The following is a 19,265-nucleotide window of genomic DNA, read 5'->3' on the forward strand; positions in this document are numbered from 1 at the left end:
TTCAAGGTCCGGTGCTTCACGATTCAATGTAATGTTCGGTCGTAAACGGATCAATACCAGCCGACGGCGACCTGCGCCTCCTCGGACATCCGTTCCGGCGTCCACGGCGGATCGAACGTCATTTCCACTTCCACTCCGGAAACGCCCTCGACGGCGCCGACCGCATTTTCCACCCAGCCGGGCATCTCGCCCGCCACCGGGCATCCGGGTGCCGTCAACGTCATGACGATCTTCACCATTCGATCGTCTTCGATATCGATCTTGTAGATGAGGCCCAGCTCGAAAATATCGGCCGGGATCTCCGGGTCATAGACCGTCTTCAGCGCAGCAATGATATCGTCGCTGAGACGCGCCAATTCATCGGCCGGAATGGAGGATTCGATGATCCCCTCCCGGGCGTCCCATTTCAGTTCCGTTTCATCGGCAGCCATGGCAACGATTCCTCAGGCAAAGAAATTACGCGCGTAATCCAGCGCATCTGCAAGCGCGTCCACTTCTGCGCGCGTATTGTACATGCCGAACGATGCCCGGCATGTGGAGGTGACGCCAAAACGTTTCAAGAGCGGCATGGCGCAGTGCGTGCCGGCTCGCACGGCGATCCCTTTGCGGTCGATCACCATCGAGACGTCGTGTGCGTGGATTCCGGCGAGCTCAAAAGAAAAGATGCTGCCCTTGCCGGGCGCACTGCCGATGATCCGCAAGGAATTGATCGCCCTCAGCCGCTCGGCCGCATAGGCGGCAAGATCCGCCTCATGCCGGGCGATGGCGGCACGACCGATCTTGTCCATATAGTCAAGCGCGTAACCAAGTCCGATCGCCTGGACGATCGGTGGGGTACCGGCTTCGAAACGGTGCGGCGGGTCATTGTAGGTGACGGTATCCTCCGCCACCTCGAAGATCATTTCGCCACCGCCCTGGAACGGCCGCATCTCCTTCAGCCGATCCGCCTTGCCGTATAGTACGCCGATTCCCGACGGACCATAAAGCTTGTGGCCGGTCATCACATACCAGTCGCAATCGATGTCTCGGACATCGACCGGCATGTGCACGGCTCCCTGGCTGCCGTCGATCAGGACCGGAATACCCCGCTCATGCGCGATACGGCACACCTCCTTCACCGGAACGATCGTACCGAGCGCGTTGGACATATGCGTGATCGCGACGAGCTTGGTCTTCTCGGTCAGCGATTTCTCGAAGTCCTCGATGTGAAATGCACCCTCATCATCCACCGGCACCCAAACCAGTTTGGCGCCCTGCCGTTCGCGGATGAAGTGCCAGGGCACGATATTGGAGTGATGCTCCATGATCGTCAGAACGATCTCATCGCCCTCATCGATCTTCGGCATACCCCAGCCATAGGCAACGGTATTGATTGCCTCGGTCGAGTTTTTGGTGAAGACGATCTCGTCGACAGAACCGGCATTCAGGAAGCGGCGCACCTTTTCGCGTGCCGCCTCATAGGCCTCCGTCGCCGCATTCGAGAGGTAGTGCAGACCGCGGTGAACATTCGCATATTCGCTGGAATATGCGTGACTGATAGCGTCGATCACGACCTGAGGTTTCTGCGCGGAGGCGCCATTGTCCAGATAGACCAGCGGCTTCCCATGAACCATCGTCGACAGGATCGGAAAATCCCGCCGGATCGCGTCTACATCATAAGTTGCCGCCGGATTGTTCTGGTCCATATCAGGCATGCCTTTCAAGCCAGGACGAGATGATGCCTTCCAGCGCCTCGACCAGCTTTTCATCCTCGAGTTCCTCGACGATCTCCGCCACGAAGGCGTTGACCAGCATGGCCCGCGCCTTGTTCTCCGGAACGCCGCGCGCCATGAGGTAGAAGAGATGGTTGCTGTCGATATCGGCAACCGTCGCGCCATGACCGCAAATCACGTCGTCAGCGAAGATCTCAAGCTCCGGCTTTACGGAAAAGCCGCCATCGTCCGAGAGGAGCAATGTGTTGCAGGCCATCTTGGCGTCGGTCTTCTGGGCATCCGGCGCCACCCGGATCATCCCCTGGAAGACACCGTTGGCGCGATCGAACACGACGTTGCGGATGATCTCGGTCGAATTGGTGTGGGGCACGTTGTGCCCGAGCATCAAGGTGACATCCGTGTGGCTCTCGCCGCCGAGCAGGTTGACGCCACGCAAGGTCAGTTCGGCGCCCTGGCCCTCCACTTCGATCCGCAGCTCCTGGCGAACGAGTTTACCGCCGGCATTGACCACGAAAAGCCGGAGCTTCGCTTGAGTTCCGAGCTTGACGCGTATCTGGCCGAGATGGGTATCGGCTGCGCCCTGCTGCTGCACGATGATCCAGGTGACTTCCGCGCCGTCATCCAGCCGGATGTCACTGATCGAGGACACAAGGGCGGTGCCATCGGTCACCGCGATATGACGTTCAATGATCGTTGCTTTGGAAGCGGCCCCAAAGGATACCGGGAAACGCGTGTGAATCTGGCCGCCCGCATGCAGGGCCTGCAGTTCGAGCGCCTGCTCCAGTTCCGTATTGGCCGGAACCGAAATGGCAAAACCATCGCGCACGAAGCTGCCGTTGATCCGGCCGATCGCGTCGTCATTGCCGAATGCCGTCAGCTCCGCGGCGGCCGAGCCATCGGTAAGCTTGTTCTTGAAGACCGTTACTTCGACGCCGTCCGCAGATGCCTTGGGATCAGCAAACCCCTGCAGGATCGAAAATATCTTCGAGCCGTCGACCAATGCTGCTACCGGATCGACCGCAGCAACGGGCGCAGCGTCGGGAACCTGCCGCAACAGGCTCTTGAGGTCGGTATAGTGCCAGGACTCGATCCGGCGGGTGGGAAGACCGGCCTTCTTGAGATCGTCCAACAACCGGTCGCGGGTGCCGATGACGGCTCCGTCCCCCGGAAATTCGCCAATCTGGGCGGCGAATGCTTCGACCAGTGCGGTCTCGGCAGCCGTCAGGCGACTTGTCGTCTGCATATTCATGACAACGTCTCTCCTCGGCGCTTAAGCCGCTTCTCCGATGATATCAGCATAACCGTTCTCTTCCAGTTCCAGCGCCAGCGATTTGTCACCGGAACGAATGATCTGGCCCTTGTAGAGGACATGCACGCTGTCCGGTACGATGTAGTCGAGGAGGCGCTGATAGTGGGTGATGACGACGACCGCGCGGTCCGGCGACTTCAGCGCATTGACCCCATCGGCGACGATCTTCAACGCATCGATGTCGAGCCCGGAGTCCGTTTCGTCCAGCACGCAAAGCTGCGGCTCCAGAAGCGCCATCTGCAGGATTTCCGCACGCTTCTTTTCACCGCCGGAGAAACCGACGTTCAGCGGACGGCGCAGCATGGCCTGGTCGATCTTCAGCTTATCGGCGGCCTCCTTGACGCGGCGGATGAAGTCCGGCGTCGTCAGTTCCGCTTCGCCGCGCGCTTTGCGCTGCTCGTTCATCGCGACCTTGAGGAACTGCATGGTAGCGACTCCGGGGATTTCGACCGGATACTGGAAAGCCAGGAAGATGCCCTTGGAGGCACGCTCGGCCGGGTCGAGTTCAAGAATGCTCTCGCCGTTATAGAAGATGTCGCCTTCGGTAACCTCATAATCTTCGCGGCCGGAGAGGATGTAGGAAAGCGTCGACTTGCCGGAGCCGTTCGGCCCCATGATGGCGGCGATTTCGCCCGCCTTGACCGTGAGGTTCAGGCCGCGAATGATTTCGGTGCCGTCTTCGGCGATACGGGCATGCAGGTTCTTGATCTCAAGCATGATATTTTTCCATTCGTTCTTGTCTCAGTGAGGCCGACCAATCTGGACCAGCCTGGATTCAGAAGCCGAGAGCGCTACGGACCCACGGTAGGAGGAAGACCGCGACTGCACCGACTGCGAGGCCCCACCCCGCCCGGGCGACACGCCCTCCGAAATTCGGCGCAAAGGCCGCAAGAAAACCGCAGATCAGCGCGTAGTAAACCAGATTAAGGGGGTCGACCATGTCTGCGGCTTTCCGGATATTCCTCGATTTATCCAACACTTCCTTCGAGCGAGATGCTGATCAGCTTCTGGGCCTCCACCGCGAATTCCATCGGCAGTTGCTGGATGACGTCCTTGACGAAGCCGTTGACGATCAGCGCGACCGCTTCCTCTTCCGGAATGCCGCGCTGCATGACGTAGAACTTCTGGTCGTCGGAAATCTTGGACGTCGTGGCCTCGTGCTCGATCTTCGCGGCGGGGTTCTTCACATCGATATAGGGCACGGTATGGGCGCCGCACTTGTCGCCGATCAGCAGACTGTCGCAGTTGGTGAAGTTGCGGGCGTTGTCGGCCTTGCGGTGGACGGACACCTGACCGCGATAGGTATTGTTCGACTGCCCGGCCGAAATGCCCTTTGAAATGATGCGGCTCGACGTGTTTTTGCCGAGATGAATCATCTTGGTGCCCGAGTCGATCTGCTGATGACCGTTGGAAACGGCGATCGAATAGAATTCGCCGCGCGAGTCGTCGCCGCGCAGGATGCAGGACGGATATTTCCAGGTGATCGCCGAACCGGTTTCCACCTGGGTCCAGGAAATCTTCGAGCGGTGGCCGCGGCAATCGCCGCGCTTGGTCACGAAATTGTAGATGCCGCCCTTGCCCTGGGCATCGCCCGGATACCAGTTCTGCACCGTCGAATACTTGATTTCCGCATCATCCAGGGCCACTAGCTCGACGACGGCCGCGTGAAGCTGGTTCTCGTCGCGCTGCGGCGCCGTGCAGCCTTCCAGATAGGAAACGTAGGCGCCTTCCTCGGCGATGATCAACGTCCGTTCGAACTGGCCGGTATTCTTCTCGTTGATGCGGAAATAGGTGGACAGTTCCATCGGGCAGCGCACGCCCTTCGGCACGAAGACGAAGGAGCCGTCGGTGAAGACCGCAGCGTTCAGCGTCGCATAGAAATTGTCCGAGGTCGGAACGACGGAACCCAGATACTTTTTGATGAGATCCGGATGTTCACGGACGGCCTCAGAAATCGACATGAAGATCACGCCGGCTTTCTGGAGTTCCTTCTTGAACGTGGTGACGACCGATACCGAATCGAACACGGCATCGACCGCGACCCTGGGTGTCGTCACGCCGGCCAGGATTTCCTGCTCCCGCAAAGGGATGCCGAGCTTCTCGTAGACCTTCAGCAGTTCCGGGTCGACGTCCTCGAGCGAGGCCGGGCCGGTGACATTCTTCGGCGCCGCGTAATAATAATAGTCGTTGAAGTCGATCTTGGGATAGTCGACGCGCGCCCAGGTCGGCTCTTCCATGGTCAGCCAGCGGCGATAGGCGTCGAGACGCCATTCCAGCATCCAGTCCGGCTCCTGCTTCTTGGCCGAAATGAAGCGGATGATCTCTTCCGAGAGCCCCTTGGGCGCCTTGTCCACTTCGATGATGGTTTCGAAGCCGTATTTATACTGGTCGATGTCGATCCCGCGGACCTGATCGATTGTTTCCTGGACGGCAGGCATGTCATTCTCCAAATCTTGCCGGTTCAAATTCCGGCAATTCTTGTCATCGTCGCGGACGGCAGCTGCCACCCTTATGTAGGCGCCAGAAGGCTGTTTTCACACCTTTTGGCAAGTGGAAATTTGCGCTTCCGCAAATTTGCCGATCGGCTTACGCGGCCTCTCCCGCCGGCTTTCGCCGGGCAGCGATTTTCGCAAAAGCAGCAAGCGCCTGCGCGATATCATCGTTGGTTGTATCAGCACCCAACGAAATCCGCAGTGCACCAAGCTTCGGGTCGTGCCCCATCGCGGTAAGAACGTGACTTTCGCCAACCTTTCCGGAAGAGCAGGCCGAGCCTGCCGAGAGTGCGATTCCTTCGAGATCGAAAGCGATCTGTCCGGTTTCCGACTTCAACCCCGGCAGGGTGAAAAAGGACGTATTGCATACGCGGTTTACGTCGACGCCGTGAATGATGACATCCGGCGCCGCCTGATGCATGCCCTGTTCGAGCTGGTCGCGCAGGGTGGCTAAGGCGGAGCTGCGCTGCCCCAGGTTATCCAGTGCGGCCTCCGCCGCGGCGCCGAAACCCACGATCGCGTGAAAATTCTCGGTGCCCGAGCGATGGCCTTTCTCCTGGCCGCCGCCCCGGATCAGCGGCTTCGGCATCAGAGCTTCGCCGCGGGACACCAGCGCACCCACGCCCTTCGGTCCACCGATCTTGTGCGAAGACAGGATCAGAAAATCGGCGTCCAGCGTGTTGATATCAACCGGTATTCGACCGACCGCCTGCACCGCATCGACGACCATCAGCCCGCCATGGGCATGCACCATCGCAGCGGCTTCCGCTACCGGCTGCACGATGCCGGTTTCGTTGTTGACCAGCATGACAGCGACGATCGGAAGGCCTGAGTTTCGATCATGGCTGCCAAGCAACGCCTCAAGAGCCGCCAGATCCACAATGCCATCACGCGATACAGGCACCTGCGAGAGCCTGCCCTGGTCGAAGCGGCCGCCCTCACGGATCGCAAGATGCTCGATTGCCGAAATATAGAGATGACCAGCCGTCAAAGGCGCCCGGCCCATGAGGAAGTCGGGGGTCAGCACGTGATTGGCAGCTTCCGTGGCGCCACTCGTAAAAATCACATGCGCCGGATCGCTGCCAACAAGCGCGGCCACCTGCCGGCGTGCCTTGTCCACGGCAGCGCGCGCGGCCCTTCCCTCGCCGTGTACGGATGACGCATTGCCCGGCAGCCGAAGCGCATCCAGCATGGCTGCACGCGCCCGCGCGCCGAGCGGCGCGGTCGCGTTCCAGTCCAGATATATGCGGTTCAGCGCCATTGGCCTTTTGGTTTCCGTTTCTAAATAGGAGTGGAGTAAGGGTCGGCAGACGGGATGCCCCGCATTTTTCTTGAAATTTCCTTGAGCCTTGCCTTATGAGACATCGCATCGGGCGTCACTTCAAAGATGCCCAAAGTTTCGAATGGTTCTAAATTTGGTTTTAGAAAAGCTGAGCGGCTTCGTCAAGTCAAACTCGACGTGATGACCGATTTAGAACCTTAGAACGTAGAACCTTAGCACGTTGACCGGAGTACCGATGCCCGAAGTCATTTTCAACGGCCCCGCCGGCCGCCTGGAAGGTCGCTATCAGCCTTCCAAGGAAAAGAGCGCTCCCATTGCGCTTATTCTCCATCCTCATCCGCAGTTCGGCGGAACGATGAACAACCAGATCGTCTACCAGCTCTTCTACATGTTTCAGAAGCGCGGATTTACGACGCTCCGGTTCAACTTCCGCAGCATCGGGCGAAGCCAGGGCGAGTTCGATCACGGTGCCGGAGAACTCTCGGACGCCGCATCAGCTCTGGACTGGGTGCAGAGCCTTCACCCGGATTCGAAGAGCTGTTGGGTGGCAGGCTATTCGTTCGGCGCCTGGATCGGCATGCAGCTTCTGATGCGTCGTCCCGAGATCGAGGGTTTCATGTCGATCGCTCCGCAGCCCAATACCTACGATTTCTCCTTCCTTGCCCCCTGCCCCTCCTCGGGCCTCATCATCAACGGCGACGCCGACAAGGTTGCGCCCGAAAAGGACGTCAACGGCCTGGTCGAAAAGCTGAAGACGCAGAAGGGCATCCTGATCACCCATCGCACCGTCGAAGGCGCCAACCACTTCTTCAACGGCCGCGTTGAAGATTTGATGTCGGAATGCGAAGACTATCTCGACCGCCGCCTCAATGGCGAACTCGTCCCGGAACCCGCCGCCAAGCGGATTCGCTGACATTCACGCGAAAAAGGTTGGGCCGCCGTTCGGCGGCCTTTTCATTTCACGATCTTGATGGGCGCTGATCTTGGAAGCGCGGAAGACATCGCTTGCCTGACGCAATTGCGGCCGGAACGTTTTGCCTCATAGAGAGCATCATCGGCATTGCGCATGGCATCGGTAAATTCCTGACCTTGCTCGACTTCGGCCACCCCGAAACTTGCGGTGATGCTGAAGGAAGGCGGCAGGGCACCGATCTGAATGCCCATTGTTCCGCCCCGGAGGGCATGCGCCAGCAATACGGCCATCTCCGCGGTCGTGTTCGGCATGAAAATAGCGAACTCTTCGCCGCCGATGCGGCCAAGGATGGCGCTTTTAGGGGCCGTCACCTGCAGGAGATCGCCAAACGCCCGGATCACCAGATCGCCGCCATGGTGTCCATAGCTATCGTTGATGCTCTTGAAATAGTCCAGATCGCAGATAATGACGGAATGCCGGGCTTTCGACGCGTGGGCGATAGCCGCCTTCACGCCATTCTCGAAACCGCGTCGATTGGGCAGGCCGGAGAGCCCGTCTCTCTCGGAATTGCTGCGTTCGTCGGCCATGATCTCCAGCACCAGAACCGAAAACAGCGTCAACCCGACTCCCACGACGAGAACGGCTGTCGAACTCTGGGAGATCAGTGCGTAGTTGGTGTGGATATAGTCCTTGGCCGTTGTTCCCGCCCCTGCAAGCGCGGCAAGACCTGCCTTGGCAACAAAATGCAGACCGGTGACCAACAGCAATGCCCCGAGGAAACGGTCTATTATCAATCTTCGTGTCGACAGGAAAACAGATACCGCACCTGCCAGTGCCACCATGGCGAAGGGCGCCTGGTAGGAGAAGGCGTGGGCTACGGTGCCGCGCGGCAGGTCATAGATAAACACGTCAAGGGCTACGCTTGCAGCTAAAAAACAGCAGGCATAAGCGAAGCTGATCTTGCGGCCGTAAAGCTCCCCGACCCCGATCAGAAGCAGGATCAATCCGCCCAGCACAGCTGCAAAGGCCCCGAACGCCCAGAATTTTGTCAGATTGGTGTAGGCGACGAGCAACTCGCAAATCGATGACAGCGAAGCGACCGCAAAACCTGCCGCAAACCATAGCGCGGCAGTCCGCGAGCGGCTTCGCGTCGAAACCACGACAAAGACGAGGGAAAAGAAGATGGCGATGATAAAATTCACCGCCAGGAGAAAGGCCGGACCGTTCATCAACCAATCACTGCAGCACCCTGCACCTACCCGTTTAACGTGTCACAAGGATGGTAAAGGCTCAAAAACAAAAAACCGTTAATGTTTAAATATCAGGAGTCTTAGGCTTGGCGCACTTTCACGGATCGCCTCAATCGAGAGCGCGAATCTGTCTCTGCATCCACTTCATTACGGAATTTGAACACCCTCGGCATCACTTTTGAAGTGATTAGCAGCAAAAACAGTGCTAGACGCCCGCCACACATCCAAAACACCCATCCTGCCAGAGATAGATCATGTCCAGGTTCAAGTCCGACTTCCTTCGCACGCTCGACGAGCGCGGTTTCATCCACCAGGTCTCCGACGAGACAGGCCTCGATGAGCTGTTCGCCAAGGAAACCGTGACGGCCTATATCGGCTATGATCCTACAGCTTCGAGCCTGCACGTCGGCCATCTCACCCAGATCATGCTGCTCCACTGGCTGCAAGCCACCGGCCACCAGCCGATCTCGCTGATGGGTGGCGGCACCGGCATGGTCGGCGACCCTTCCTTCAAGGAGGAAGCGCGCAAGCTGATGACGGTCGAAATGATCGAGGACAACATCACCTCGCTCAAGCACGTTTTCGCCAATTACCTCGACTACGATCGCGAGCTCAATCCGGCCCTGATGATCAACAACGCCGACTGGCTGCGTCCGCTGAACTACCTGGAATTCCTGCGCGACGTCGGCCGGCATTTCTCGGTCAACAGAATGCTGTCCTTCGATAGCGTCAAGACGCGTCTCGACCGCGAGCAGTCCCTGTCCTTCCTCGAATTCAACTACATGATCCTGCAGGCCTACGATTTCGTCGAACTGGCGAAGCGTTACGGCTGCCGGCTGCAGATGGGCGGCTCGGATCAATGGGGTAACATCGTCAACGGCATCGACCTCGGTCACCGCATGGGGACGTCGCAGCTTTATGCGCTGACCTCGCCGCTCCTGACCACGTCTTCCGGCGCCAAGATGGGTAAATCGGCATCCGGCGCCGTCTGGCTAAACAAGGATCTTCTGCCGGTCTATGACTTCTGGCAGTACTGGCGCAATACCGAGGACGCGGACGTCGTCCGCTTCGCAAAGCTCTTCACTACGCTGCCGATGGATGAGATCGCCAAGCTTTCGCAGCTCGGCGGATCGGAGATCAACGAAGCCAAAAAGATCCTTGCCACTGAAGTTACGGCGATCCTGCACGGTCGTGCCGCAGCCGAGGAAGCGGCCGAGACGGCGCGCAAGACCTTCGAAGAGGGCGCGCTTTCCGAAAATCTGCCGTCTGTCGAGATGCCGGCTGCCGAACTTGATGCCGGCATCGGCTTGCTGACGCTGATCGTTCGGGCCGGACTTGCGGCGTCGAACGGCGAAGCCCGTCGCCACGTCCAGGGTGGCGCGGTTCGCATCAACGACCAGTCCGTCATAGACGAACGCAAGATGATTGGCACTGGCGAGGTGACCGGCGATGGCGTCATCAAACTATCGCTCGGCAAGAAGAAACATATCCTTGTCCGCCCGATTTGATTGAGGCAAAAAAGACTTCCCCGAAGGGCCGCAGTTGCGGCCCTTTTTATTGGAATTCAAAGATCTGTCGGAAGATACCGGGCGCTATCAGCGATAGCGGATTGACCGTCAGCCGCGGTTTGTCGAAAGGCCCTTCGAGCTTGAAGGTGATGCCGAGAAGGCCGCGATCACGTCCGTTGCCAAGGATGGCGCCGATGATCGGCAATTCTCCGAACAGACGGTTCAATCCGTAAGCCGGCATGAAAGTGCCGGTCATGTCCATATTGCCTTTGCTGTCGCGCACCAGCCCTTGGAACGTGGCGCCGATCTGCTCGCCGCGCACTACCCCGTTCTCCACGGCGAGGGTACCGTTACGGTAGAGCAGGCTTGCAAAGCCGCGTTGGAATTTCGCAGAAGTCACGTCGATATTGCGCTTGGTCGCGGTACTGAGACTGCGCCCCTCCTGGTCGGGCGTGGAAACAAGCGACTGGAGTTTCGTCTCGTTGACGAGCGAGAAGCTTCTCAAGTCGAGAGATCCAGCCCAGGCTTCGCCTTCCGCTCGCAGCCGAAGATTCAGGAGCCCGCCTCGCAGGTTGTTGTAAAGGTTCATGAAGCGGATGACGGCACCGGCATCGCCACTGGTAAGGGAGATCGTATCGCCCCGGCTCATCTCGCTGACAACCGCCTGCCCGCTTTCCGTGATCCCGGAAAAATCGGCCTTTGAAATATTTCCGTTTCGGCTCGAGAACAACGCCGACACATTGGACAAAACCTGGTCGTTAAATCCAATCAGGCGCTCGAGCTTTGCGCGAACCGTAGCATTGTCCTGATCGTCTCGACCTCGGCCGCCGGCGCTCCCCCTCTCCTTGTCAGCCTTGAGCCGCGTGATGACCGGACGGATGTCCACCGCTGATCCCGTGATCGATATGTCGAAGCTGTCTTTTCCACGTTTGACGGCAACGGCATAATTGTCGGCTGGCGAGAGCTGCACATGAGAAAATTCGGCCGCGGTCAGATTGTCTCTGTTGAGAGAGAGGTTGCCACGAGCACCGAACCCCTCACCTGAAAGTTCGAAATTCCGGATATCGGTATGCTCGCCCGCCTCGGAGAGCTCGAATTGGGCTTTTGCGGGGATCCCGCTGCCTTTCGTCCAACCGAGCCACGGCACGGAAAGCGTCGCCCGGCCAAGATCCAGCGCCACGGTCTGACGCGTTTCGTCAACCCAGGTCCACTGCGCCGATATCGATCCGTCAATAATTTCCGACAGGCCCGGCGCCAGCTTCTGGCGCTGCTCGTTGTTGAGCACGGTCTTGATGATCCGCTCGCGTTTCACGCGCGAGGTGGAATCGATCGGTTCGGCGAGGGTGATATCGGCCGGTACATCGTCGATCGTGCCCTTCGCAACGAGCCGAGCGATCTGCGTGTCGACATCCAGCGTGCCATTCAGAGCGCCGATCCGGCGGCCGGAGAATTCGGGCGCAAGGCTGACGTTATCAAGCTCCGCGTGGGCATTCCACGTCGGCTCCGGCGGGTTGTGGGCCTTGATGAGACCCATGCGCGCCCTCAGATCCACTCTTGCAAGTCCGGAGAAATCCTCCGGCTTGAACTCCGTCCCCTTGAGCGCGCTGATCGGTCGAAAATTCGCCAGTTCCGTCACCGCGTCTGCTGGTCCCGCGAGCTTCAGGAAAAGGTCCGCCATCAACGGTTTTGCGTAGGTCGAGGGAATGGAAAAGCGGCCGCCATCGACGACGACAGATCGACCAGACGGGAAAAAGGACATGGCACGCGCAATATCGACCGCCAATGCCTCTCCTTTGAGGTCAAAGCGACCATCGATGTCGCGGAGTGGAGGAATATCGCCCGGCAGGTTGATGCGGGCATCAGCAAGATCGAAATTGATCTGCAATTCGTTCTGGTTGAGCTCCATCGGAACGCCCGGCCCCTTCATCCGGCCAGCCGGTATGAAGACGGCGATAGAACCATTCGTCACCGTGCCGCCGAACATATTGTCCATGACCCACTCGCGCGGCCTTCGCGCCATCCAGAACGGCCAGAGCTGCTTTACTGCCGTGACCTGCATCTGCGGCAACTGAGCCCCGAAACTGATTTCCGGCGACTGCTCGCCAAAACGCACCTTGAGGGCTCCCGCCATCCGCCCCATGGGGCTGGACACCGCCATCTCGTCGAATTGCAGCTCGCGGTCCGCGGAGAGGTAACGCCCGTTGGCCTTGAGATCGAAGCGGGTCGGCTGTTCGCCTTCCGTGGCTCCCGCAGCGGTGCCGCCGCTGATCAGAAGATCGAGCCCGAAACCGACGCGCTTGTCATCCGCGTTGAGCCTGCTGAGATCGATCACCGCGCCGGTGAACGGCAGGATGGTCGGCCCGAATCGCGCCTCCGATCTCAGAAGCTCGATCGAGTTCTTCGAAAAATCATAGGCGACATTGATCGTGGCACCGGTCAATATCTGCTGGAGCCCGTCGAAATAGAAATGCCCCGGAGACTGGCGCAGCGTCGCCGTGATGCGAGGTTCTGTCATCTCGCGTGCTCGCACCGCGGCGAGATCCAGATCGAGCGACCCTTCGATGCCCTCCCGGGGGGCGCCATCTTCCGTTCGCTGCAGCAGAAAAGGCGTGACCTCCAACCCAGCCAGCCTCGCCGACAAGGAGGTGGTGACACCCTCGACCGTCTTCGACGCGGCCGTCAGCATGGCACGGCGGCCATTGAGGCTTATGGCGCCGTTGACCTCCACCTCGCCATCGATGCTGCGCGCCAGTTTGAGATCGTCGACGACGAGTGCGATCGGCTTGCGCCCGGGCGCTGCAGGAAGAAGGATCTCGATCCCTGATATATCGATCGAACCAGTGCCGGTTCGTTCCATGAGGCCGCGCGCTTCGTCAAAGCGCTGGAATGCCTGCTCAAGGAGAGCCGGCATACCGTCGACCCGCACTTCCGACAGCGGCAGCGGATCCCCCGACGGCAGTTGCGCCGTATCCAGGCGGATATCTTCCGCCTCCATATGCTTGATCGATATGCGCCCGCTCAAGAGAGCAAGAGGATCGATCGCCATGCGCATCGCGCCCGCACGGCTCAGATGTTCGCCGGTCGCCTGCTCGACGATGTCGACATTGCGCGCTTCCAGCGCAAGGCGAAGGCCGGAATCAAAACGGATAGCCGTGGAACCGACGGTTGCGGCATAACGGGGACCTATCGCATCGTTGAGTGCGGCTTGAGCGCGCGCGGAAAGCGTACTGTCGGCAACGCCTCCTTCGATTGCGAAAATGGCGCTGCCCGCTGCGAGCATGACCAGCACCAGAAACAGTGCGACAACCTTGCTGAATCGCTTCATCCGCGTCGGCAGAGGCGGACAATTCACGATAATGGGATCTTCCGCCCGAGCCGAGGGAAGTTCGTGCAGTGGAACGATGTCCTTGCGGTTGAAGTCGACCCTTTCTCCGCGAATTTCCGCCATCAGGTTGAGATCTGTCTTTCCATATTCGCGTGTGTGATCTGGACGCCTCGCCGGCCACTATATACCGATTGCGGCGAATATGATTCAAGATACCGGCAAAAGAAAGGAAATCCATGCCTGAATTGGCTATTGGCGACATCGCTCCGGACTTCGAACTGCCACGCGACGGCGGCGGGACTGCGTCCTTGAGGGCGTTTTTGGGGAAACCGGTCGTCGTCTATTTCTATCCCAAAGACGACACCGAGGCCTGCACCAAGGAAGCGATATCCTTTACCGCGCTTCTGCCGGAATTTGAAAAGGCAGGGGCTGCAGTCATCGGCGTGTCGCCGGACAGCGTCAAGAAACACGACAAATTCGCGAAGAAGCACGCTCTGTCGGTCATTCTCGGCTCGGACGAAGATACGGCTATTGCCAATCTCTACGGTGTCTGGAAGGAAAAGAGCATGTACGGCCGCACCTATATGGGTGTCGAACGGACAACCTTCCTGATCGGCGCGGACGGACGGATCGCGAAGATCTGGCCCAAGGTCAAGGTCGCAGGCCATGCCGAGGCCGTTCTTGAAAGCCTCAAGACGCAATAGGGACATCAGATGCCGGGAGAGTTCTCCATCACTTCTTTGAGAGGCGGCGCTACGACGGCCGTCCTCTCGGCCGATCTCGACATCAAGACGCGGCTTACGCAGGAAACGGCGACACGGTGGTTTGAACGGCGGCTGTCCCTTCGCTCACCGCTCGACCCTCCCCTTGCCGAACGTCCCGGTCGCCCGGAAAAGCCTGAACTGGTACCGCCGAAAGCTGTCGGAAAACGCTCGCTGCACACCGTCAACGGCCGCATTGCGACCCTGCACGCCATCGCCCATATCGAGCTTAATGCCGTCGACCTGGCGCTCGACATTGTTGCGCGTTTCGCCACGGAACCTGTTCCGAACTCTTTCTTCGACGGCTGGATGCAGGTCGCCTTCGAGGAAGCCAAGCATTTCCGGATGGTGCGGGCACGATTGAACGATCTCGGCGCTGAATACGGAGACATGCCCGCGCATGATGGATTGTGGCAGGCAGCCCATTCCACGCGCAACGACCTCACCGCCCGGCTTGCCGTCGTGCCTCTGATCCTGGAAGCCCGCGGCCTTGACGTAACGCCCTCGCTGCAGGCGAAGATGCGCGAAAGTGGCGATCTCGAGACCGCAGCGATTCTCGACGTGATCTACAACGACGAAAAAGGTCATGTCGCCATCGGCGCAAAGTGGTTTCGTTTTCTCTGCGCCCGTGAGCGTAAAGATCCGGCGGCAACATTTCAGCAGCTGGTACGCGCCAATTTCCGCGGATCCCTCAAGGCTCCTTTCAATGATGTCGCCCGGGCAGAAGCGGGTCTGACACCCTCCTTCTATCGCTCGCTGACCGCAAGCAGCAACGGCTAAGGCAATTATTCGTTAACCATAAGCATGTGTAATCCCATCAACGGGACGACGGCAAAACGAGTCGTATCTCTGGGAGATTCACGTGGCGAAGGGAACCGAAAACCGGGTATTTGGGAAACGGGCGCCTCAGCACGTCCTCATTTTCGCCAGCGGTGAAAAAATCCGCCACATGACCATCAGGCCCTGGATGGCCGCCCTGACTTTCTGCTTTCTCGCCGTCTTTGCGATCGGCTATCTCGCAGCGACCTCCTATCTCGTTATCCGGGATGACCTGATCGGCGCGACAATGGCCAGGCAGGCCCGCATGCAACACGACTACGAGGATCGAATCTCGGCATTACGGGCCCAGCTCGACCGAATTACCTCCAGGCAACTGCTCGACCAGCAGGTCGTAGAGCAGAAGGTTGAAAAGCTGCTGGAACAGCAGAGCGCATTGTTTTCACGACACGGAAAGCTCGGATCGCTGCTGAACCGCGCGGAGGAATCGGGCCTGACGGGACCGGAACCTTCAGCTCCAGTCACCTCTCATTCTCCCTTGAAGGAGCGCCAGGCGTCGATGAACGGTGGCGGTGGCTTGCAGGCGATCGACAAGCTGCTTTCCGGAAAGACTGCCGCTACGCCGCTCGACACATCCAGTGCCCTTGGCTACACGTCGCTACGTGAAAACATTTCCGATCGCGCTGATCGCGTCTTCTCCCGGGTGACGCTTTCGCTGAAGAACCTCGAGAAGGAACAGCTCGTCAAGATCGCCGATCTGACGACCGGTGCATCGGAAACCGCCGATGCGATCACCGCCATCCTCAGACGGACCGGCGTGGAGGTGGCCTCCGCGCCAAAAGCCGCCTCAGCAAATGGCGTCGGCGGTCCCTATCTGGAGCCTCAGACAGATATTGGCGCATTCGACGCCTCGCTCGATGATCTCGATGCGGCCCTCAGCCGCCTGGAAAGCGTGCGTGAAACGGCGCGCGACCTTCCGTTCGGCAATCCGGCTCCCGGCCATGCCATAACCAGCCGCTATGGGAACCGCATCGACCCCTTCCTTGGTCGACTGGCCTTGCATGCCGGAATCGACTTCGAGGCTGAAACCGGCCAGGACGTTAAGGCTACTGGCTCTGGAAGGGTCGTCACCGCCGGCGCGTCGGGCGGTTACGGCAATATGGTGGAGATTGACCACGGCCAAGGCACCACGACGCGCTACGGCCATCTGTCCAAAATCCTGGTCAAGGAAGGCGATACGGTTGCCGCAGGTGACGTCGTCGGCCGAGCCGGATCCACCGGGCGCTCGACGGGACCGCATGTGCATTATGAGGTTCGTCGAGGCGGCAATGCCATTGATCCCATTCATTTCCTTAACGCCGGAATGAAGCTCACGACCTATCTCAAGTGAGCCGTTGATTGCCAAAAGACAATTTCTTTGCTTCCGAACGATAGCCGGCTTGTCTATTTAGGATGTTCGTTCACCAATCCCCCAGCCGAATTCCCTGTTTTCCTTGACTTTCAGCGTTTTTGGTTCTATGTCGCGGACCAGTTGTCGGCCCTGTAGCGCCGACTAGCACAGAGTTCGTACAGAACCGGAACGGAAACGTAATTCCCTTTGACCACATTCGCTGATCTTGGCCTGAGCCAGAAAGTTCTCTCCGCCGTCACTGACGCGGGTTACACCATCCCTACGCCGATCCAGGCCGGGGCAATCCCGCATGCTCTGCAGCGCCGCGACATCTGCGGTATCGCACAGACCGGAACGGGAAAGACCGCCTCCTTCGTTCTGCCGATGCTGACGCTTTTGGAGAAGGGCCGCGCCCGAGCCCGGATGCCGCGCACGCTGATTTTGGAGCCGACCCGTGAACTTGCAGCGCAGGTCGCGGAAAACTTCGACAAATATGGCAAGAACCACAAGCTGAATGTCGCGCTGCTGATCGGCGGCGTCTCGTTCGAAGATCAGGACCGCAAGCTTGAGCGCGGCGCCGACGTCCTCATCTGCACGCCGGGCCGGCTTCTCGACCATTGCGAACGCGGAAAGCTTCTGATGACCGGCGTCGAGATCCTCGTGATCGACGAAGCCGACCGGATGCTCGACATGGGCTTCATCCCGGATATCGAGCGCATCGCCAAGATGATCCCGTTCACCCGGCAGACGTTGTTCTTCTCGGCGACGATGCCGCCGGAGATCCAGAAGCTTGCTGATCGCTTCCTGCAAAATCCTGAGCGCATCGAAGTGGCCAAGCCGTCCACGACAGCCAAGACGGTGACGCAGCGCCTCGTCGCATCGCACAACAAGGATTACGAGAAACGCGCCGTACTGCGCGATCTCATCAAGGCGCAGGACGACCTGAAGAATGCGATCATCTTCTGCAATCGCAAGAAGGACGTCGCCGATCTCTTCCGCTCGCTGGAGCGTCACGGCTTCTCGGTAGGCGCGCTCCATGGCGACATGGATCAGCGCTCGCGAACCACCATGCTGGCAAATTTCAAGGACAACAATATCACGCTGCTCGTCGCCTCGGACGTCGCCGCGCGCGGTCTTGATATCCCGGATGTCAGCCACGTCTTTAATTTCGATGTGCCGATTCATGCGGAAGACTATGTCCACCGCATCGGACGCACCGGCCGTGCCGGACGCTCGGGTCGGGCCTTTACGATCGTCACCCGGTCGGACACCAAGTACCTCGACGCGATCGAGAAACTGATCGGTGAAAAGGTCGAGTGGCTGAGCGGCGATCTGACGGCCCTGCCCGCCCCCATGGAAAGCCATGAGAATGATCGTGGCCGCAAGGGGCGCGATCGTGATAAGGAGCGCGGCCGCGGCAGACGAAGCGATTCGGGGCGCGGCGATTCGAGTCACAAGGCTGACACGAAGATCCAAGATAATCCGATTGAAGCAGCCGAAGAGGCATTTGTGGAAGCTAGGGTAGAAAACGTGAAACCGGAGCGCAAGGCAGACAGGAAGCCGCAGAACAATAGCGGCAACCGCAACACGCGGCCAAGCCCGGCACCCGCAAACGACGACAATCGCGAGCGCCGCCAGCGTTACCACCGCGACCACGACGACGGCCCCACCCCGATTGGCTTCGGTGATGATATCCCCGCATTCATGCTGATCGTAGCGAACGGCACCAAGGCCTAATTTCAGTGGCAAGACCCGGCATTGATTTTCCTGGCGTCGGTGCCGGGCTTGTCATCCTGCGCGACGACGGGAGAGTCTTGCTCTGCCGACGCATGAAAGCCCCGGAAGCCGGTTTCTGGAACATTGTCGGCGGCAAAGTCGATCCGATGGAGCCGTCGTCCGATGCAGCGCGCCGCGAGGCCGAAGAAGAAACGGGCCTCAAAATCGGCGATGTCGAGTTTCTCTGCATGGCCGAGGAAATCATCGAGGCTGACCGGCAGCATTGGGTCTCGCTGATCTATGTCACACGAGATTTTTCCGGCGAGCCGACGCTGACCGAGCCGGACAAACTGTCTGAAATTGGCTGGTTCGATCCGAAAGATCCCCCGCAGCCGCTTTCAGCCTTCTCTGCCAGGGCGTTCTCGCACCTCGAAACCGTGCAACAGCAATAAGGACCGCCCCGGACGAACCGAAGCCGGTCATGGTTAGATGAGGATCTGCCTCAAGAGGTAGATTTAGCCCGCAAGGCGGCTTCGAAGGCGAGCCGCGCCCATTTTCGCATTTCATCCGGATCGTCGAATGCTTCTTCCGGTATCGTCCAGTAAGGCATCGGAACGGGCGTGCCTTTCTTGTTTTCATATACCCACTGCCGCGCGCCGGCAGTGGCAAACTCCGGACCGCTAACCTCGTCTGCCTTCAGCATGATCTCGTCGCGCAGGTCGATCGCAATGATCAGGCCCTGGTGATAGATACCCTTGCCGCCAAACATGCGGCGGATCGATACGGGGCCGAGCCCCTCGAACAACTCCTCGATGCCGGCATTGTCCATT

General features: G+C 59.3%; 17 protein-coding genes. 7 read left to right on the forward strand and 10 right to left on the reverse strand.

All coding sequences use genetic code 11. The features are described from left to right. Positions 1-50: 50 nt before the first annotated feature. The 7 genes from C5L13_RS06660 to C5L13_RS06685 form a co-directional block, all read right to left on the reverse strand. Positions 51-431, reverse strand: a complete 381-nt coding sequence (locus C5L13_RS06660) for an SUF system Fe-S cluster assembly protein (RefSeq protein ID WP_105382459.1) — start codon at positions 429-431, stop codon at positions 51-53. A gap of 12 nt (positions 432-443) precedes the next feature. Further along, positions 444-1,685, reverse strand: coding sequence for a cysteine desulfurase (locus C5L13_RS06665; RefSeq protein ID WP_105382460.1), 1,242 nt, complete (start codon positions 1,683-1,685; stop codon positions 444-446). Position 1,686: 1 nt separating this feature from the next. Continuing rightward, on the reverse strand, positions 1,687-2,961 hold the full coding sequence (gene sufD, locus C5L13_RS06670; protein ID WP_105382461.1) for a Fe-S cluster assembly protein SufD: 1,275 nt from the start codon (positions 2,959-2,961) through the stop codon (positions 1,687-1,689). Positions 2,962-2,982: 21 nt separating this feature from the next. After that, a complete protein-coding gene (gene sufC / locus C5L13_RS06675) occupies positions 2,983-3,738 on the reverse strand; it encodes a Fe-S cluster assembly ATPase SufC (RefSeq protein ID WP_105382462.1) in 756 nt (251 codons plus the stop codon). Between the two features lie 58 nt (positions 3,739-3,796). Beyond that, positions 3,797-3,961 (reverse strand): hypothetical protein, encoded by a 165-nt coding sequence (locus C5L13_RS28935; RefSeq protein WP_170117215.1) that lies wholly within the window; start codon positions 3,959-3,961, stop codon positions 3,797-3,799. 28 nt (positions 3,962-3,989) lie between these two features. Then, positions 3,990-5,459 carry a Fe-S cluster assembly protein SufB gene (gene sufB / locus C5L13_RS06680; RefSeq protein WP_105382463.1) on the reverse strand — a complete coding sequence of 490 codons (1,470 nt, stop codon included), beginning with the start codon at positions 5,457-5,459 and terminating at the stop codon, positions 3,990-3,992. A 148-nt stretch (positions 5,460-5,607) separates the two neighbouring features. Further along, the gene (locus C5L13_RS06685; RefSeq protein WP_105382464.1) at positions 5,608-6,774 is read right to left on the reverse strand and encodes a cysteine desulfurase family protein; all 1,167 of its coding nucleotides are present in this window, start codon (positions 6,772-6,774) and stop codon (positions 5,608-5,610) included. 256 nt (positions 6,775-7,030) lie between these two features. Here C5L13_RS06685 and C5L13_RS06690 point away from each other — a divergent pair, with 256 nt between their 5' ends. Beyond that, positions 7,031-7,708: an alpha/beta hydrolase gene (locus tag C5L13_RS06690; protein WP_105382465.1), complete on the forward strand. Its 678-nt coding sequence runs from the start codon at positions 7,031-7,033 to the stop codon at positions 7,706-7,708. A 41-nt stretch (positions 7,709-7,749) separates the two neighbouring features. Here C5L13_RS06690 and C5L13_RS06695 read toward each other — a convergent pair whose 3' ends face one another. Beyond that, complete coding sequence (locus C5L13_RS06695; protein ID WP_105382466.1) at positions 7,750-8,937, reverse strand: GGDEF domain-containing protein; 1,188 nt, start codon at positions 8,935-8,937, stop codon at positions 7,750-7,752. 275 nt (positions 8,938-9,212) lie between these two features. Between C5L13_RS06695 and tyrS the strand changes: the two genes are divergently transcribed. Beyond that, entirely contained in the window at positions 9,213-10,466 is a 1,254-nt protein-coding gene (tyrS, locus tag C5L13_RS06700) for a tyrosine--tRNA ligase (protein ID WP_105382467.1), read from the forward strand. A 46-nt stretch (positions 10,467-10,512) separates the two neighbouring features. Here the strand turns inward: tyrS and C5L13_RS06705 are convergent, their stop codons facing one another. Beyond that, positions 10,513-13,914 (reverse strand): YhdP family protein, encoded by a 3,402-nt coding sequence (locus C5L13_RS06705; RefSeq protein WP_105382468.1) that lies wholly within the window; start codon positions 13,912-13,914, stop codon positions 10,513-10,515. Between the two features lie 113 nt (positions 13,915-14,027). On the opposite strand from C5L13_RS06705, the gene bcp reads away from it, so the two are divergent. The 5 genes from bcp (at position 14,028) to C5L13_RS06730 (ending at position 18,887) form a co-directional block, all read left to right on the forward strand. Then, the gene (gene bcp, locus C5L13_RS06710; RefSeq protein WP_105382469.1) at positions 14,028-14,495 is read left to right on the forward strand and encodes a thioredoxin-dependent thiol peroxidase; all 468 of its coding nucleotides are present in this window, start codon (positions 14,028-14,030) and stop codon (positions 14,493-14,495) included. 9 nt (positions 14,496-14,504) lie between these two features. Beyond that, positions 14,505-15,332: a ferritin-like domain-containing protein gene (locus tag C5L13_RS06715; protein ID WP_105382470.1), complete on the forward strand. Its 828-nt coding sequence runs from the start codon at positions 14,505-14,507 to the stop codon at positions 15,330-15,332. Between the two features lie 82 nt (positions 15,333-15,414). After that, positions 15,415-16,719, forward strand: a complete 1,305-nt coding sequence (locus C5L13_RS06720; RefSeq protein WP_105382471.1) for a M23 family metallopeptidase — start codon at positions 15,415-15,417, stop codon at positions 16,717-16,719. Positions 16,720-16,926: 207 nt separating this feature from the next. Continuing rightward, positions 16,927-18,456 (forward strand): DEAD/DEAH box helicase, encoded by a 1,530-nt coding sequence (locus tag C5L13_RS06725; RefSeq protein WP_105382472.1) that lies wholly within the window; start codon positions 16,927-16,929, stop codon positions 18,454-18,456. Positions 18,457-18,461: 5 nt separating this feature from the next. Next, positions 18,462-18,887: an NUDIX domain-containing protein gene (locus tag C5L13_RS06730; protein ID WP_105382473.1), complete on the forward strand. Its 426-nt coding sequence runs from the start codon at positions 18,462-18,464 to the stop codon at positions 18,885-18,887. Positions 18,888-18,937: 50 nt separating this feature from the next. Here the strand turns inward: C5L13_RS06730 and C5L13_RS06735 are convergent, their stop codons facing one another. Continuing rightward, complete coding sequence (locus tag C5L13_RS06735) at positions 18,938-19,264, reverse strand: TfoX/Sxy family protein (protein WP_105382474.1); 327 nt, start codon at positions 19,262-19,264, stop codon at positions 18,938-18,940. Position 19,265: the final 1 nt, after the last annotated feature.

The organism is Neorhizobium alkalisoli (assembly GCF_002968635.1).
GTDB lineage: Bacteria > Pseudomonadota > Alphaproteobacteria > Rhizobiales > Rhizobiaceae > Neorhizobium > Neorhizobium alkalisoli.

Coding starts and splice junctions, on each gene's coding strand:
- C5L13_RS06735 (WP_105382474.1), bottom strand. CDS start 19,264: ATGGACAATGCCGGCATCGAGGAGTTGTTCGAGGGGCTCGGCCCCGTA.
- sufC (WP_105382462.1), bottom strand. CDS start 3,738: ATGCTTGAGATCAAGAACCTGCATGCCCGTATCGCCGAAGACGGCACC.
- C5L13_RS06665 (WP_105382460.1), bottom strand. CDS start 1,685: ATGGACCAGAACAATCCGGCGGCAACTTATGATGTAGACGCGATCCGG.
- tyrS (WP_105382467.1), top strand. CDS start 9,213: ATGTCCAGGTTCAAGTCCGACTTCCTTCGCACGCTCGACGAGCGCGGT.
- C5L13_RS28935 (WP_170117215.1), bottom strand. CDS start 3,961: ATGGTCGACCCCCTTAATCTGGTTTACTACGCGCTGATCTGCGGTTTT.
- C5L13_RS06690 (WP_105382465.1), top strand. CDS start 7,031: ATGCCCGAAGTCATTTTCAACGGCCCCGCCGGCCGCCTGGAAGGTCGC.
- sufD (WP_105382461.1), bottom strand. CDS start 2,961: ATGAATATGCAGACGACAAGTCGCCTGACGGCTGCCGAGACCGCACTG.
- C5L13_RS06705 (WP_105382468.1), bottom strand. CDS start 13,914: ATGGCGGAAATTCGCGGAGAAAGGGTCGACTTCAACCGCAAGGACATC.
- C5L13_RS06695 (WP_105382466.1), bottom strand. CDS start 8,937: ATGAACGGTCCGGCCTTTCTCCTGGCGGTGAATTTTATCATCGCCATC.
- C5L13_RS06685 (WP_105382464.1), bottom strand. CDS start 6,774: ATGGCGCTGAACCGCATATATCTGGACTGGAACGCGACCGCGCCGCTC.
- bcp (WP_105382469.1), top strand. CDS start 14,028: ATGCCTGAATTGGCTATTGGCGACATCGCTCCGGACTTCGAACTGCCA.
- C5L13_RS06715 (WP_105382470.1), top strand. CDS start 14,505: ATGCCGGGAGAGTTCTCCATCACTTCTTTGAGAGGCGGCGCTACGACG.
- C5L13_RS06660 (WP_105382459.1), bottom strand. CDS start 431: ATGGCTGCCGATGAAACGGAACTGAAATGGGACGCCCGGGAGGGGATC.
- sufB (WP_105382463.1), bottom strand. CDS start 5,459: ATGCCTGCCGTCCAGGAAACAATCGATCAGGTCCGCGGGATCGACATC.